We start from the raw sequence: 14839 nt of genomic DNA on the forward strand, positions 1-14839 counted from the left end.
GACATGAGGAAGATCGTCGCCGACCTGCACGCCGAGCTGGTCCGCTACAACCTGGTGGTCTGGACGGCCGGCAACGTCTCCGGCCGCGTCCCCGGTGAGGACCTGTTCGTCATCAAGCCCTCCGGGGTCTCCTACGACGAGCTGACACCGGAGAACATGGTCGTGTGCGACCTCGACGGCAACCTGGTGGAGGGCGAGCACGCGCCGTCCAGCGACACCGCCGCGCACGCCTACGTCTACCGCAACATGCCCGAGGTGGGCGGCGTCGTGCACACCCACTCCACCTACGCCTCCGCCTGGGCCGCCCGCGGCGAGGCCATCCCGTGCGTGCTGACCGCGATGGCCGACGAGTTCGGCGGCGAGATCCCGATCGGCCCGTTCGCGCTGATCGGCGACGACTCGATCGGCCAGGGCATCGTCGAGACGCTGAAGGGCCACCGCTCCAAGGCCGTCCTCATGCAGAACCACGGCGTGTTCAGCATCGGCAAGGACGCCAAGGCCGCGGTGAAGGCCGCCGTGATGTGCGAGGACGTGGCCCGTACGGTGCACGTGGCCCGCCAGCTCGGCGACCCGCTGCCCATCGCGCAGGCCGACATCGACCGCCTGTACGACCGCTATCAGAACGTCTACGGACAGAGGAGCCCGCGTTGAACATCTGGTTTCTGACCGGCAGTCAGGGACTCTACGGCGAGGACACGCTGCGTCAGGTGGCCGAGCAGTCCCAGCGGATCGCCGAGCAGCTCCCCATGCCGGTGGAGTGGAAGCCCGTCCTGACCGACGCGGCGGCCATCCGGCGGATCATGCTGGAGGCCAACGCCGACGACTCGTGCGCCGGCGTGATCGCGTGGATGCACACGTTCTCCCCGGCCAAGATGTGGATCGCCGGGCTCGACGCGCTGCGCAAGCCGCTGCTGCACCTGCACACGCAGGCCAACGTCGAGCTGCCGTGGGCCACCATCGACATGGACTTCATGAACCTGAACCAGGCCGCGCACGGCGACCGCGAGTTCGGGCACATCCAGACCCGGCTCGGCGTGCCGCGCAAGACCGTGGCCGGGCACGTCAGCGACCCGGCCGTGGGCGAGCGCATCCTGTCGTGGCTGCGCGCGGCCAAGGGCCTGGCTGAGGTGCGCACGCTCAAGCTGGCCCGCTTCGGCGACAACATGCGCGACGTGGCGGTCACCGAGGGCGACAAGGTGGAGGCGCAGCTCCGCTTCGGCGTCTCGGTCAACACCTACGGCGTCAACGACCTGGTCGAGGCCGTGGACGCGGCCTCCGACGCCGACGTGACGGCGCTGGTCAAGGAGTACGCCGAGCAGTACACCGTGGCTCCCGAGCTGCTCGGCGAGCGCAACGAGTCGCTGCGCTACGCGGCCAGGATCGAGCTGGGCCTGCGCGGCTTCCTGGAGGCCGGCGGCTTCAAGGCGTTCACCACGAACTTCGAGGACCTCGGCGGCCTGCGCCAGCTCCCCGGCCTGGCCGTGCAGCGACTCATGGCCGACGGGTACGGTTTCGGCGGCGAGGGCGACTGGAAGACCTCGGTGCTGCTGCGCACGCTCAAGGCCATGACTCCGGGCGGCACCTCCTTCATGGAGGACTACACCTACGACCTGACGCCCGGCAACGAGCTCATCCTCGGCGCCCACATGCTGGAGGTCTGCCCGTCGATCGCCTCCGGCACGCCGTCGTGCGAGATCCACCCGCTGGGCATCGGCAACCGGGAGGACCCGGTCCGGCTCGTGTTCGACGCCGAGCCCGGGCCCGGCATCGTGATCGGCCTGGCCGACATGGGCGACCGGTTCCGCCTGGTGGCCAACGAGATCGACGTGGTGGCCCCGCCGCAGCCGCTGCCCAAGCTGCCGGTGGCCCGCGCGGTGTGGCGCCCGCGCCCGAACCTGCGCACCTCCACCGAGTCGTGGCTGACCGCCGGCGCGCCGCACCACACGGTGCTGTCCAAGGCCGTGGGCCGCGAGGAGCTGGTCGACCTGGCCGAGACGCTGGGCGTGGAGCTGGTGGTCATCGACGCCGGCACCACGACCGAGCAGTTCGCCAAGGAGCTGCGCTGGAACCAGGCGTACTACCGCCTGGCCCAGGGCTTCTAGTCCTCCCCTTCGGGAGACTTCTTGGGGGCGTTCCTGCGCTGCTCCTCGGCGCGCTCGCGGCAGCGGCGCAGGAACTCCTCGTCGTCGTCGGGGTTGCCGGCGGCGAGGCGGCCGGGGCGGTCGTACTCGGGGTAGGAGCTCGGCCGCGACCCAACGGCCTGGCCCCGCTCCGGGCGGCCCGCCACCAGCCAGGCCACGGAACCGATGAGCGGGAACAGCAGCACGATCACCACCCAGGCGATCTTCGGCAGGTTGCGGCAGGCCGCGTCAGGTGTGGTGATCGCGTCGAACAGGCAATAGAGCCAGAGCGCGAGCGTGACCAGGCCGACGGCCTGGGACAGAAGAAGCACGGCACACCTCCGGTCGGCGGCACCTGAAACTAGCGGTACCCGGGCGGGCTGACAAGGTGGAGCTGTGGGAAGGTAAGGCCGTGACGCTGACCAATTGGGCTGGAAACACCACATTCCACGCGAAAGACGTCCACCATCCGACCTCCCTCGACGAGCTGCAGCGGCTCGTCGCGGCCAGCGCCGGCGTGCGGGCCCTCGGGAGCGGGCACTCCTTCAACCACGTCGCCGACACCGCCGGCGAGCTCGTGGTGCTCGACCGGATGCCGGACCAGGTGGAGATCGACAGCGCCACGGCCACGGTGCGGGTCGGGGCGCGCACGACGTACGCGACGCTGGCGCCGCGGCTGCACCAGGCCGGCTTCGCGCTGGCGAACCTGGCCTCGCTGCCGCACATCTCCGTCGCCGGCTCGGTCGCGACCGGCACGCACGGCTCGGGCGACGCCGTGCGCAGCCTGGCCGCCGCCGTGTCGGGGATCGAGCTCGTCACCGCCGACGGCTCGCTGCTGTCGCTCTCGCGCGGCGACGCCGACTTCCCCGGCGCCGTGGTTTCGCTCGGCGCCCTCGGCGTCGTCACCTCGCTCACGCTCGACCTCGTACCCGCCTTCGAGCTGCGCCAATACGTTCGCGAGGGGCTGCGTGCGGACGCGCTCGCGCACTTCGACGAGATCATGTCCAGCGGCTACAGCGTCAGCCTCTTCACCGACTACCGCGACACCCGCGTCTGGCTGAAGCGCGAGGAGGAGCTGACCAGCCCCGACTGGTACGGCACCACCCCCGCCGACGGCCCCCGCCACCCCCTGCCCGCCATGCCGGCCGACAGCTGCACGGGCCAGCTGGGCGTGCCCGGCCCCTGGTACGAGCGGCTGCCGCACTTCCGCGCCGACTACCCGCCCAGCGGCGCCGGTGACGAGTTGCAGTCGGAGCTGCTGCTGCCCAGGCGGCACGCGGTCGAGGCGCTGCGCGAGCTGTTCGCGATCGGCGACCGCATCCGGCCGGTGCTGCAGATCTCCGAGGTGCGCTCCATCGCCGCCGACGACCTGTGGCTGAGCCCCTTCAACGGCCGCGACAGCATCGGCATCCACTTCACCTGGGTCAAGGACGTGGCCGCGGTGATGCCCGTGCTGGAGCTGGTGGAGCGGACGCTGGCGCCGTTCGAGCCGATCCCGCACTGGGGCAAGCTGTTCACCCGGTGGCCGGAGTGCCCCGGCTCCTTCCGCTCGCTGGCTCGCCGGCTCGACCCCACCGGCAAGTTCGCCAACGATTTCACCCGGGTACTGCTGGGGGAGTAGCACCCGCCAGAGGCATGCGCCCCCGGATGTAGCGGGCCACAGGTCCGGGGGACGATGTCACGCACCCCGCCTGTGGGCGATCGTATGGGGCATGACCGATCACCCGTTCAGATTCGGCGCGGTAGCCGGGCAGGCGCCCGACGCCGGCGCGTGGACCGGACTGGCCCGGCGGGCGGAAGACCTGGGCTACTCGACCCTGCTCGTGCCCGACACGCTCGGCACGCTGTCGCCGTTCACCGCCGCGGCGGTGGCGGCCACGGCCACCACCACCCTGCGCGTCGGTACGTACGTGCTCAGCGCCCCCAACCGCACGCCCCAGGCCGTCGCGTGGGAGAGCGCCACCCTGCACAAGCTCACCGGCGGCCGGTTCGAGCTGGGCCTGGGCGCCGGGCGGCCCGACGCCGAGAGCGACGCGGCGGCGCTGGGCGTGCGCTTCGGCACGCCCAGCCAGCGCATCGAGCGGCTCTCCAGGACCATCGACGCCGTCCAGGACGTGCGGGTCCTGGTCGCCGCCTCCGGGACGAAGCTGCTGCGGCTGGCCGCGGCCAAGGCCGACACGGTCGCGCTCGGCGTGCCGCCGCACTACACCGAGGAGCAGGTCGCCGCCAAGCTCGACGAGCTGTACGAGCTGGCCGGCGACCGCTTCCACGAGCTGGAGCTGGCCATGAACCTGGCCTGCGCCGGAGCGGAGCCGCCCGGGTGGGCGCTGAGCCGCTTCGGCCGCACCGGCACCGGCATCCTCACCGGCACGGTGGCCGAGATGGCCGACACGCTGCTGCGCCGCCGTGACCACCTCGGGATCTCGTACGTGTCGGTGAACGCCCAGTTCATGGACGCCTTCGCGCCGGTCGTGGAACGGCTCTCCGGTACCTGACGGGATCTGACAGGTATGCCTCCCAGGATGTGGGGTCATGACCGCAAAGGGAACCTTCGAGACCGCCGGCTGGACGCCGCAGCCGCCGTACGACGAGCGTGACGGCGTCACGCTGGGCGTGGTGACGCTGACCAAGACCTTCTCCGGCGACCTGACCGGCACCGGCCTCGTCACCATGCTGATGGCCACCACCCCGGTGGAGGAGTCGCGCTCGTACGTGGCGCTGGAGCGCATCGAGGGCACCCTGCACGGGCGCGCGGGCAGTTTCGTCGTCCAGCACGACGCCACCAGCGACCGTGGAGAGCAGTCGCTGCGCATCAGGGTCGTCGCCGACTCGGGCACGGGCGAGCTGCGCGGTCTCAGGGGAGAGATGGGCGTCGTCATCGGCCCCGACGGAGGTCACTCCTACACGTTCGACTACACGCTCTGATCGGCTGACGTACCGGCCACCCGGTACGTCAGCGTCGCCGGTGGGAGGAGCGCACCGTGTGGGACCCCGAACTCGCCGAGCTGAAGCGCCGCAGGGAGCCGGCCGAACGCATGGCGGGCGAGCTGCGGGTGCCGCTCGTCCGTCATGCCGGTACCTTTCGCAAGAGGTCGCCATAGATCGCGGCGAAGAGCGTGGCCAGCACGCCCGCCACCGCCGCCACGCCGAAGCTCCACCCGGCGCCGCCGCCCGACAGCACCGCCGCGCCCACCGCGCCCGCCACGCTGCTGCCGACGACCCTGACCAGCGCGTTGATCCCGCCGGCCGCCGCCGTCTTGGCCGGCTCCACGTGCTCGACCGCCATCGTGCCGAGCGCCGCGTACCCGAGGCCGATGCCCAGCCCCAGCACGGTCGCGGCGGCGTACAGGTCGGCTCCGGACGACCTGGACACGGCCAGCCACAGCGCGGCGACCGCCACGAGTGCCGAGCCAGCCGCCACCAGCGAGGAGGCGGTGAAGCGGCGCATCAGCGGGCCGGCCAGCACGGAGACCACGAGCATCAGCACCGTCGTGGGCAGCAGGTAGAGCCCGACCTGCAGCACCGAGGCCCTGAGCGGGCCCTGCGCCACCGCCGACACCGTGGTGATGGCCGTGAACAGGGCGAACCCGAGCAGGAACGAGGCCACCGTCGCCCCCACCGTTCCCCGGTGCAGGAGCATGGGGATCTCGATCAGCGGCGCGGCGGTGCGCCGGGCGGTCGCCACCCACACCCCGGCCACCACCACGGCGGCGGCCAGGAGCCCCAGCGTCGGCGGTGAGGTCCAGCCCCACGCCGCGCCCTTGCTGATGGCCAGCAGCAGGCAGACCAGCCACGCCGTGACCAGCGCCGCCCCGGCCAGGTCGGGCCGCCCCGCACCGCGTACGGGGGTCTCCCGCACCACCACCGCCACCAGGGCGAAGCTCAGCGCGCCGAGCCCGGTCAGGGCCCAGAACACCGCCCGGTGATCCCCGTCGAGCAGCCCCGCGAGGATCATCCCGCCGCCGCTGCCGACGCCGATCGTGGCGCTGAGCACGCCGATCGCGCTCGGCAGCCGGTGGGCCGGCACCAGCTCCCTGACCAGGCCCATGGCCAGCGGCAGCAGCGGCGCGGCGGCGCCCTGCAGCACCCGGCCGGCGATCAGCGGGGCCAGCGCCTCCGAGGCGGCGGCCAGCGCCGATCCGGCGACGAGCAGGCCGAGCGCGACCAGCGACACCCGGCGCCGGCCGTACATGTCACCGAGCCGCGACAGCAGCGGGATCGACACCGCGCCCGACAGCAGTCCGGCGGTGAGCGCCCAGGAAACGGTGGTCAGCGGGGCGTCCAGGCGCTGCTCCAGGCCCGGCAGCAGGGGCACCAGCACCGTCATCTGCAGGGTCCCGACGGCCACCCCGAAGGCGAGCACCGCCACGACCCAGAAGTTTTTATACATGTATAAAAAGTAACATGGCAAGATGCCGACGCGTACAGGACGACCGCCGAAGATCTCCCGGGCCGAGATCGTGACCGCCGCCAACCGGGTGCTCGAACAGGACGGCGTGGCCGGGCTGACCATGCGCCGGCTGGCCAAGGAGGTCGGCAGCACGGCCATGGCGCTCTACCACCACGTGCGCGACAAGGACGAGCTGCTCCTGCTGCTGCTCGACGCCTACGCCGCCACCGCGCCCCGGCCCGAGCTGCCCGAGGAGCCGCGCGAGCGGCTGGTGGCCGCCGCGGTCGCCATGCACGAGGCGCTGTCCGGCCGCCCGTGGGCCGTGGACGTGCTCAGGGCCGACGACCTGCTCTCGGTGGGCGCGCTGTGGTATCCGGAGCAGATCGTCGACGCCGCCGTACGCGCGGGGCTGACGATGGAGGAGGCCGTGGACGCGTACCGGATCGTCTGGCACTACACGGCCGGTGAGATCTCCGCCAAGGCGGCGGCCCGCGCGCGGCGCGAGGAGGGCGGGACCACCTACCGGGAGCGGGTGTTCGCCGAGCTGGACGCCGCCGAGTTCCCCAGGCTGAGCGAGGTGGGGGAGCGGTGGCAGGAGCTGACCGCCCGCGACACCTACGCCAAGGGGGTGCGGGCGCTGGTGCGGGGGCTGCTGCCCTGAACGGCCCGCCCGGAAAACCGGTGGCCGTGGGGCGGCGTCCGTGAAACGGTCGGGGGGCGATGATCCCATGGACCGAGGCCGGACAGGAGCGCTCGGCGGTCTGGCGCTCGGCGCTGGGCGCTCCGCCGCCCAAGCGTGTCGTCGTCGCCGACGACCGCATGTCCGCCGCCACCGCCTACCGCCTGGCCTGCGAGGGCACCGCGCTGCTGTGGCGGGGCGACTTCCACAACGCCCGCCAGCTCCTGAGCGCCATGGGGCGGCGCTGCAAGCCGGCCGCGCCCGGCAGCGGCTTCCACCGCCACCGCCAGGCGCAGTCCCAGCGTGCCCGCACGCTCGGCATGCTGCTCGTCCCGTACGCGGAAGGCCACGTGGTGCCGCTGCGCAGGGCGCCCGACGTGCGGGAGGCGTGCGCCGAGGTCTTCGGGCCCGAGGCCCCGCCCGCGGTCGGCCAGCTCCGCGAGCTGCTCGGCCTGATCGGCGCGCACGAGTGGCGCAAGAAGGGGGTGCACGTGCCGGCGCTCGGCGCCCGCGTCCACCCGCACCACGGCGTGTTCTCGCCGATCAGGGGCGAGTACGTCGACCTGGTCGCCGAGGCGCCGCTGCCGGGCGACCGGCTGGCCTTCGACGTCGGCACCGGCACCGGCGTGCTGGCGGCCGTGCTGGCCAGGCGCGGCGTCCGCCACGTCGTGGCCACCGATCTCGACGCGCGGGCCGTGGAGTGCGCCGGCGACAACGTCGCCCGGCTGGGCCTGGACGACCGGGTGGAGGTGGTGCGGGCCGACCTGTTCCCGCCGGGGCGCGCGCCGCTGGTCGTGTGCAACCCGCCGTGGCTGCCCGCCACGCCGATCTCGCCGCTCGACCACGCCGTCTACGACCCGGGCGGGCGGATGTTGCGCGGGTTCCTGGGCGGGCTGGCCGAGCATCTGGAACCGGGGGGTGAGGGGTGGCTCATCCTGTCGGACCTGGCCGAGCACCTGGGGCTGCGCGGCAGGGGTGAGCTGCTGGCGGAGTTCGAGCAGGCGGGGCTGCGGGTGGCCGGTCGCCTGGACGTCCCGCCCCGCCACCGCCGGGCCGCCGACGAGGACGACCCGCTGCACGTGGCCAGGGCCGCCGAGGTGACCTCGCTCTGGCGGCTCACGCGCTGAGCCCCCGGGGGATCAGGCGCTGAACGCCTTGCGGTAGGCCGACGGCGAGGTGCGCATGGCGCGGGTGAAGTGGTGCCGGAACGTCACCGGGCTCTCGAACCCGACCGCCGCCCCGATCTCCTCCACCGGCGCACCCGTCGACTCCAGCAGCGGCAGGCTGGCCGCCACCCGCTGCGAGATGACCCAGCGCAGCGGGCTGGTGCCGGTCTGCCGCTTGAAACGCCTGATGAACGTGCGCTCCGCCATGTGCGCCACGCCGGCCAGGCCGGCCACGGTGATGGGCTCCGCCAGATGGTCCATGGCCCACGCCATCGCCCTGGCCACGGCGTCGTCGTCCTCCACGGGGGCCACCGCGGCCTGGATGAACTGGGCCTGACCGCCCTCCCTGTGCGGCGGCACGACGAGGCGGCGGGCCACGGTGTTGGCCACGCCGGGGCCGTGGTCACGGCGCACGAGGTGGATCAACAGGTCGAGCCCGGCGGCGCTGCCCGCGCTGGTCAGCACGTCGCCGTCGTCCACGTACAGGACGGAGGGGTTGACCAGGACGGCGGGGAAACGTTCCTGGAGCAGGTCGGCGTGGCGCCAGTGCGTGGTGGCCGGGCGGCCGTCGAGCAGGCCGGCCGCCGCCAGCGCGAACGCGCCCGAGCAGATCGACACCATGCGCGCGCCCCGCTCGTGCGCCTCCCGCAGGGCGGCGACCAGCGGCGCGGAGACGGGCCCGCGGACGTCGGCCACGCCAGGCACGATCACGGTGTCGGCCCCGGCCAGCGTGTCCAGCCCGTGCGCCGCCGTCATCGTGAACCCGCCGACCACGCGCAGCGGCTCGAGCGTCTCCGCGCACACCGTGAGGTCGTACCAGGCGATCTCCAGCTCGGGCCTGGGCAGGCCGAACAGCTCGACGACGCAGCTCAGCTCGAACGGCGCCATCCCGTCGAACGCCAGCACGGCGACCCGGTGCGGTCTGACCGGTGGGGGCAGCAGCATGCCCGCATGTTAGCTGCAGCCTCTCCGCGGCAGGAGAGATGTATGCATATTTCGGGAGTACAGACCGTTTTGCCCGATCACCGCTACGAGCAGGCGGAGATCACCGAGGCGTTCTCCCGGCTGACCGAATGTGACGAGAAGCTGCTGAGGCGATTCCACGAGGCCACCGGGATACGAGGCCGCAACCTGGCGCTGCCGCTGGCCGACTACGCCAAGCTCGACTCCTTCGCCCGCGCCAACGACGCCTACGTCGAGCTCGCCCTCGAACTCGGCGAGCGGGCCCTGGCGGGCGCCCTGCACAAGGCCGGCGTGCGCCCCGAGAAGGTCGATCACCTGCTGTTCTGCTCGACCACGGGCCTGGCCACGCCTTCGCTCGACGCCAAGCTGGCCCAGCGGATGGGGCTGCGGCCCGACGTGAAGCGGGTGCCGGTGTTCGGCCTGGGCTGCGCGGCGGGCGCCGCCGGGCTCTCCCGGCTGCACGACTACCTGCGCGGCTGGCCCGACCACGTGGCGGTGCTGGTGTGCGTGGAGCTGTGCTCGCTGACGATCCAGCGCGACGACACCTCGATCGCCAACCTCGTGGCCAGCGGCCTGTTCGGCGACGGCGCGGCGGCCGTCGTCGCGACGGGGCGCGGGGCCGGTCCCGAGGTCGTCGCCACCCGCAGCCGGCTCTATCCCGGGACCGAGCACCTGATGGGCTGGGAGGTCGGTGACCACGGCTTCCGCATCGTGCTGGACGCGGACCTGACGGAGTTCGTGGAGCAGGTGCTGGCCGCCGACATCAGGGAGTTCCTCGCCGACTACGGCCTGACGCCCGAGCAGGTCGCCACCTGGGTCTGCCATCCCGGCGGCCCCAAGGTCATCGAGAAGATCGTGCAGACGCTCGGCCTGCCCGCCAAGGCGCTCGACGTGACGTGGAGCTCGCTGCGCGAACACGGCAACCTGTCGTCGGTCTCGGTGCTGCACGTGCTCCAGGAGACCCGGGGCAGGCCCGGGGCCCCCGCCGTGCTCATGGCGCTGGGCCCGGGGTTCTCCGCCGAGCTGCTGCTGCTGCACTGGTGAGCGCGTACGCGCTGCTCATCGGCCTGGTCGTGGCGGAGCGGCTGGCCGAGCTCGTCGTGGCCAGGCGCAACCTGGCCTGGGCCAGGGCCAGGGGCGGTGTCGAGCACGGCAGGCGGCACTACCCCTGGATCGTGCTGGCCCACGTGGGGCTCCTGGCGGCGGCGCCGGCCGAGGTGTGGCTGCTCGGCCGGCCGTTCGTGCCCGCGCTCGGCTGGCCCATGCTGGCGGTCGTCGTCCTGGCCCAGGGGCTGCGCTGGTGGTGCATCCGCACGCTGGGGCACCAGTGGAACACGCGGGTCGTGGTGGTGCCGGGCCTGCCGCTGGTGCACCGGGGGCCGTACAGGTGGCTGCGGCACCCGAACTACGTCGCCGTGGTCGCCGAGGGCATCGCGCTGCCGCTCGTGCACACGGCCTGGGTGACCGCCCTGGTGTTCACGATCACGAATGCGGCACTTCTCGCCGTCCGGGTACGGGTGGAGAACGCCGCACTGGCAGACTAGAACGTATGAACGAGATCCTGCCACTGATGAAGCGCGCCGCAGGGCGCACCACCGAGCTCGTCCGCGCCATCGGGGACGACCGGCTCGGGCTGCCCACGCCGTGCTCGGAATACGACGTCAGGGCGCTGCTGAACCACATGGAGTGGAGCGCCTCCCTGTTCGAGTCCGTCGCCGTCGGAGGCCCCTTCGTGCCGCCGAAACAGGAGTACACCGGCGACTTCCCCGAGCGGGTCGAGCGCATGCTCGCCGTCTACGAGCGCCCCGAGGCGTGGGAGGGCGTCAGCGAGCCCATGGGCGGCCTGCCCAGGGCCGTGCTGGCCAACATGGCGCTGACCGACCTCGTGGCCCACGGGTGGGACCTGTCGAGGGCGACGGGCCTCGACTGGGAGGTGGACGAGGAGACGGCTGCCCTGCTGGCCGCGTTCGCCGCGCAGATGGCGCCCAAGGGCCGCGAGCAGGGGGCGTTCGGCGCCGAGGTGGCGGTGCCGGACGACGCCCCGGCGCTCGACCGCTTCCTCGGGCTCATCGGCCGGGATCCGGCCTGGAAACCGTGATCCGCGGCAGGTCCTCGGGCGCCTTGCCGGGATACAGGCCGGTCAGCAGGGTGCTGACCGTGTAGAGATGCCAGGCCAGCGCCGGTTTGCGCACGACCGGGTCGGCGAACAGGGCGCGGACCTCGTCCGGATCGACGATCGGAGCGAGGGCGTCGAGGCTGCCGAGCACCTGCTCGCGCAGCACGTCCGTGAGTGCGGGGCCGGGGCTGGTCCGCCAGCTCCACCCGCCTCCGGTCTTGGCGGTGGGCAGGTGCGGGGGAGGGGCGGGCAGGCGGGACGGCCAGGGGAACCTGCGCGGCGGGGCCGCGCCTTCGGCGAAACGCCACGGCTTTCCCTCGATCGGAACATCCCGCAATTTCGGGGCAAACCGCAAGATCAGCGTATAGATGACCTCTTCGGAGAGTCGCCAGCTCTGGTCCAGGCTCAGCGCCGCCCGCACCACGCGATTGTCCAGGAACGGCCGCACGGGGTCGCCGCGCCGCAACGAGCCCGCGCGGGCGCTGGCCTGCCAGCGGCCCACCTTGTACCAGATGTAGAGGTGGTCCAGCGCCTCCAGCCGGTTCGGCCGCGCCAGCCACGGCCCGGCCAGCGCGCGGGCGTGCTCGTTGGCCTCGGCGGTGAACAGCTTCGCGTCCTTGCGGAACGTCGTGTCGATGCGCTTCAGCAGGGCCTTGTCGCCGAGGTCGCTCTGCAGCAGGTTCAGGCTGCCCGCGCGCAGCGTCTCGCCGCTCTGGCCCGACATGGTGGGCTTGCCGGAGTAGGGCAGGTAGCTCACGATCGTCTCGTACGCCGAGGTCATGCCCTCGCACGTGCGCAGCGTCTCCCAGGCGCGGCTGAGCGGATGCTCGACCAGCACCGCGTCCTTCGCGGCGGTCTGCGGCGGGGCGATGACCGTGTGCTCCACCCCGAGCCGCTCCGCGATCATGCGGGCGAGGATCACGTCCGGGTGCGTGTCGAGCCCGTTCGTCGTCGTCCTGAACGGCACCCCCGCCGCGTGCAGCAGCGCCGCCAGGATGCGGGTGTCGCGGCCGCCGGTCAGCGCCAGGTTCACCGGCTCGCCCAGGTCGCGCAGCGGGGCGACGGTCGCCAGCAGCGCGTCCGCCAGCTCGCCGACCGCCGCCCGCTTGTGCCGCGCCGACGTGGGCGCGGGCGCCGCCTCCGGCAGCGGGGTCTCGGTGATGGTGCGCACGCCGTCCCGCACCACCAGGCGCGAGCTGGGCCGCAGCGCCGACACCCCCTTGTACGGCGTCTCGTCCGACAGGAAGAACCCCTGCCTGACCATCGACTGCAGGGCGAGCACGTCGAAGTCGATCCGGTCGTCGGGCCGGGCCACGAGGTGCGCGAGCAGGGCGCGGCTGGCGACGACGTGCAGCTCGGGCGTCTCGGCGTAGAAGACGGGGCAGACCCGGTTGATCGCGGTGCTCGCGCCCACCTCGCCGTCGCGGGCGAACCAGGCGGAGAAGCAGCCGCCCACGGAGTCGTCCGGCAGCGCCGCCACCTCGGCCGGGTCGGCCAGATGGCCGTTGAGCCCGACGGCCCGGCCGCCGTGATGCGAGATCAGCGGCGGCTGCCGGGAGTCGTCGGGCTCGTTGGTCCAGGCGAACAGCGAGACACCCCGGCCGTGCCATTCCTGGCCGCGAATCACCTCGGCAGGCACCGGAAAGGCCCATTCGATTACGGAACGAGCTCTATTCAGAACCGCCGGGGAAATGTCCTGCCGCTTTGTGGCCATGGCCAAATAGACACGCACGGCACCAGGCTTACCTCATCTTCCTCATTCGTCACAACTGATCACGTATTGATCGCGGTTTGCGCTCGCTTGCGTCACCGGCCCGGCCGTGGCGGGGCGCATTCCGTCGTACGGCTCGGAGGTGGTTGAGATGAAATTTCGCCCTTTGGTGGTTGGCGTGGGGCTTATCGCCCTCCTGGGCCTGGCGGCCTGTGGCGGCGGTGGCAACCAGGCGACCAGCGACAAGAACGCTTCGGCGGGGACCGCCGCGCCCCGGCAACCGGCCCTGCCGGAACAGGCCGAAACCGGCGGCGCCGAGGCGTCCGCGTCACCCCAGGAGGACAGCGAGCGGGACACCACGACCGCGCAGATCTCCACGTTCGCCCTGGACGTGGACACCGCCTCGTACGGCTATGCCCGCCGTACCCTCCAGGAGGGCCGCTGGCCCGCGCCCGGCGAGATCCGGCCCGAGGAATGGGTGAACGCCTTCCGCCAGGACTACGCGCAGCCGCCGGACGACGGGTTCACCGTGCACGTGGACGGCGCGAAGCTGCCCCGGCGGGACGAGGCCGTCCTGCGGGTCGGCCTGCAGACGCGCGCCTCCGACTCCTCCCAGCGGCAGCCGGCCAACCTGACGTTCGTGGTGGACGTGTCCGGCTCGATGGCCGACGACGGCCGGCTGGACCTGGTCAAGTCCGCCCTGCTGAAGCTGCTCGAGCAGCTCGCCCCCGGCGACCAGGTCTCGATCGTCGCCTTCAGCGAGGAGGCCGAGGTGCTGGCCTCCATGACCCCGCTGACCGCCAGGGAGGAGCTGCGCGCGGCGGTGACGCGGCTGACCGTCTCCGGCGGCACGAACGTGGAGGCGGGGGTGCTCGCCGGCTACCAGGAGGCGTCCAAGGCGTTCCGTCCCGCCGCCACCAACCGCGTCATCCTGCTCTCCGACGGCCTGGCCAACCAGGGCGACACCGTGTGGCAGAGCCTCTCGGGCAAGGTCAGGGAGCAGGCCGCCAAGCAGCTCACGCTGCTCACGGTGGGCGTCGGCCGCGACTACGGCGACGAGCTGATGGAGCGGCTCGCCGACACCGGCGACGGCATGGCCGTGTACGTCAGCACCGAGGAGGAGGCCACCAGGATCTTCACCACGCAGCTGCCCGCCACCCTCGACCTGCGCGCCCGCGACGCCAAGGCCCAGGTCGTCTTCAACCCGTCGGTGGTGGAGAGCTACCGGCTCATCGGCTACGAGAACCGCGCGCTCGCCACGGAGGAGTTCCGCGACGACAGCCGCGACGGCGGCGAGATCGGCCCCGGCCACTCCGTCACCGCCCTGTACGCGCTCAAGCTGAAGCCGGGCGCCGACGGCCAGCTCGCCCAGGCCACCGTGCGCTGGCAGGACCCCGACACCAGGACCGCCTCGGAGTCCGGTGAGTCGCTGAACTCCGGCGACCTGGCCGGCGGCATCTGGACCGAGGCGCCCGTACGGCTGCAGGTGGACGTCGTGGTGGCGGCGTTCGCGACGTACCTGCGGGACCGGGAGGCCTTCGGCCTGGACCTGCCGGAGCTGCGCGAGCACGCCGCCCGGCTGGCGTCCACCTCCGAGGATCCGATGGTCTCCGAGCTGGCCACCCTCATCGGAAGGGCCGAATCGATCGGCTGATCGTCACTGGCCCCTCGGTCAAGGCGTGCTCAGGTGGTCC

15 protein-coding genes are annotated in these 14839 nt (G+C 72.6%); 11 read left to right on the plus strand and 4 right to left on the minus strand.

Features of this window, described 5'->3' with window-relative positions:
* The first annotated feature begins 3 nt into the window (after nucleotides 1-3).
* Both AB0I79_RS05420 and araA read left to right on the plus strand, forming a co-directional pair.
* Nucleotides 4-651, plus strand: a complete 648-nt coding sequence (locus AB0I79_RS05420; protein WP_357867279.1) for an L-ribulose-5-phosphate 4-epimerase — start codon at nucleotides 4-6, stop codon at nucleotides 649-651.
* On the plus strand, nucleotides 648-2102 hold the full coding sequence (gene araA, locus AB0I79_RS05425; protein ID WP_357867282.1) for an L-arabinose isomerase: 1455 nt from the start codon (nucleotides 648-650) through the stop codon (nucleotides 2100-2102). Before AB0I79_RS05420 ends, araA begins: the two co-directional genes overlap by 4 nt.
* On the opposite strand, the gene AB0I79_RS05430 is transcribed toward araA, so the two are convergent.
* Nucleotides 2099-2452 (minus strand): PLD nuclease N-terminal domain-containing protein, encoded by a 354-nt coding sequence (locus tag AB0I79_RS05430; RefSeq protein WP_357867285.1) that lies wholly within the window; start codon nucleotides 2450-2452, stop codon nucleotides 2099-2101. The genes araA and AB0I79_RS05430 overlap by 4 nt on opposite strands.
* 80 nt (nucleotides 2453-2532) lie before the next feature.
* Here AB0I79_RS05430 and AB0I79_RS05435 point away from each other — a divergent pair, with 80 nt between their 5' ends.
* From AB0I79_RS05435 to AB0I79_RS05445, 3 genes are all read left to right on the plus strand, one after another.
* The gene (locus AB0I79_RS05435) at nucleotides 2533-3741 is read left to right on the plus strand and encodes an FAD-binding protein (RefSeq protein WP_357867288.1); all 1209 of its coding nucleotides are present in this window, start codon (nucleotides 2533-2535) and stop codon (nucleotides 3739-3741) included.
* Nucleotides 3742-3832: 91 nt separating this feature from the next.
* Entirely contained in the window at nucleotides 3833-4615 is a 783-nt protein-coding gene (locus AB0I79_RS05440; protein ID WP_357867291.1) for an LLM class flavin-dependent oxidoreductase, read from the plus strand.
* Between the two features lie 37 nt (nucleotides 4616-4652).
* Nucleotides 4653-5045, plus strand: coding sequence for a DUF3224 domain-containing protein (locus AB0I79_RS05445; protein ID WP_357867294.1), 393 nt, complete (start codon nucleotides 4653-4655; stop codon nucleotides 5043-5045).
* A gap of 142 nt (nucleotides 5046-5187) precedes the next feature.
* Here the strand turns inward: AB0I79_RS05445 and AB0I79_RS05450 are convergent, their stop codons facing one another.
* A complete protein-coding gene (locus AB0I79_RS05450; RefSeq protein ID WP_357867297.1) occupies nucleotides 5188-6510 on the minus strand; it encodes an MFS transporter in 1323 nt (440 codons plus the stop codon).
* Between the two features lie 22 nt (nucleotides 6511-6532).
* On the opposite strand from AB0I79_RS05450, the gene AB0I79_RS05455 reads away from it, so the two are divergent.
* Both AB0I79_RS05455 and AB0I79_RS05460 read left to right on the plus strand, forming a co-directional pair.
* Complete coding sequence (locus AB0I79_RS05455) at nucleotides 6533-7171, plus strand: TetR/AcrR family transcriptional regulator (RefSeq protein ID WP_357867300.1); 639 nt, start codon at nucleotides 6533-6535, stop codon at nucleotides 7169-7171.
* Nucleotides 7172-7230: 59 nt separating this feature from the next.
* On the plus strand, nucleotides 7231-8316 hold the full coding sequence (locus AB0I79_RS05460; RefSeq protein WP_357867302.1) for a methyltransferase: 1086 nt from the start codon (nucleotides 7231-7233) through the stop codon (nucleotides 8314-8316).
* Between the two features lie 12 nt (nucleotides 8317-8328).
* Here the strand turns inward: AB0I79_RS05460 and AB0I79_RS05465 are convergent, their stop codons facing one another.
* A complete protein-coding gene (locus AB0I79_RS05465; protein WP_357867304.1) occupies nucleotides 8329-9300 on the minus strand; it encodes a helix-turn-helix domain-containing protein in 972 nt (323 codons plus the stop codon).
* 42 nt (nucleotides 9301-9342) lie between these two features.
* On the opposite strand from AB0I79_RS05465, the gene AB0I79_RS05470 reads away from it, so the two are divergent.
* The 3 genes from AB0I79_RS05470 to AB0I79_RS05480 are packed head-to-tail and all read left to right on the plus strand — an operon-like array spanning nucleotide 9343 to nucleotide 11416.
* Nucleotides 9343-10362: a 3-oxoacyl-[acyl-carrier-protein] synthase III C-terminal domain-containing protein gene (locus AB0I79_RS05470; protein WP_357867306.1), complete on the plus strand. Its 1020-nt coding sequence runs from the start codon at nucleotides 9343-9345 to the stop codon at nucleotides 10360-10362.
* A complete protein-coding gene (locus tag AB0I79_RS05475; RefSeq protein ID WP_357867309.1) occupies nucleotides 10359-10862 on the plus strand; it encodes an isoprenylcysteine carboxylmethyltransferase family protein in 504 nt (167 codons plus the stop codon). Before AB0I79_RS05470 ends, AB0I79_RS05475 begins: the two co-directional genes overlap by 4 nt.
* Nucleotides 10863-10867: 5 nt before the next feature.
* On the plus strand, nucleotides 10868-11416 hold the full coding sequence (locus tag AB0I79_RS05480) for a TIGR03086 family metal-binding protein (protein ID WP_357867312.1): 549 nt from the start codon (nucleotides 10868-10870) through the stop codon (nucleotides 11414-11416).
* Here the strand turns inward: AB0I79_RS05480 and AB0I79_RS05485 are convergent.
* Entirely contained in the window at nucleotides 11385-13073 is a 1689-nt protein-coding gene (locus tag AB0I79_RS05485) for an asparagine synthase-related protein (protein ID WP_357867315.1), read from the minus strand. The two genes, AB0I79_RS05480 and AB0I79_RS05485, sit on opposite strands and share 32 nt — an antisense overlap.
* A 250-nt stretch (nucleotides 13074-13323) precedes the next feature.
* Here AB0I79_RS05485 and AB0I79_RS05490 point away from each other — a divergent pair, with 250 nt between their 5' ends.
* Complete coding sequence (locus AB0I79_RS05490) at nucleotides 13324-14799, plus strand: von Willebrand factor type A domain-containing protein (protein WP_357867318.1); 1476 nt, start codon at nucleotides 13324-13326, stop codon at nucleotides 14797-14799.
* Nucleotides 14800-14839: the final 40 nt, after the last annotated feature.

It is taken from the genome of Nonomuraea sp. NPDC050202, assembly GCF_040656115.1.
Lineage (GTDB): Bacteria > Actinomycetota > Actinomycetes > Streptosporangiales > Streptosporangiaceae > Nonomuraea.

What these genes read in the sequence shown, in the direction of transcription:
- AB0I79_RS05420 (WP_357867279.1), top strand. Translation starts at nt 4, where the DNA reads ATGAGGAAGATCGTCGCCGACCTGCACGCCGAGCTGGTCCGCTACAAC.
- AB0I79_RS05440 (WP_357867291.1), top strand. Translation starts at nt 3,833, where the DNA reads ATGACCGATCACCCGTTCAGATTCGGCGCGGTAGCCGGGCAGGCGCCC.
- AB0I79_RS05445 (WP_357867294.1), top strand. Translation starts at nt 4,653, where the DNA reads ATGACCGCAAAGGGAACCTTCGAGACCGCCGGCTGGACGCCGCAGCCG.
- AB0I79_RS05450 (WP_357867297.1), bottom strand. Translation starts at nt 6,510, where the DNA reads ATGTATAAAAACTTCTGGGTCGTGGCGGTGCTCGCCTTCGGGGTGGCC.
- AB0I79_RS05455 (WP_357867300.1), top strand. Translation starts at nt 6,533, where the DNA reads ATGCCGACGCGTACAGGACGACCGCCGAAGATCTCCCGGGCCGAGATC.
- AB0I79_RS05460 (WP_357867302.1), top strand. Translation starts at nt 7,231, where the DNA reads ATGATCCCATGGACCGAGGCCGGACAGGAGCGCTCGGCGGTCTGGCGC.
- AB0I79_RS05465 (WP_357867304.1), bottom strand. Translation starts at nt 9,300, where the DNA reads ATGCTGCTGCCCCCACCGGTCAGACCGCACCGGGTCGCCGTGCTGGCG.
- AB0I79_RS05470 (WP_357867306.1), top strand. Translation starts at nt 9,343, where the DNA reads ATGCATATTTCGGGAGTACAGACCGTTTTGCCCGATCACCGCTACGAG.
- AB0I79_RS05480 (WP_357867312.1), top strand. Translation starts at nt 10,868, where the DNA reads ATGAACGAGATCCTGCCACTGATGAAGCGCGCCGCAGGGCGCACCACC.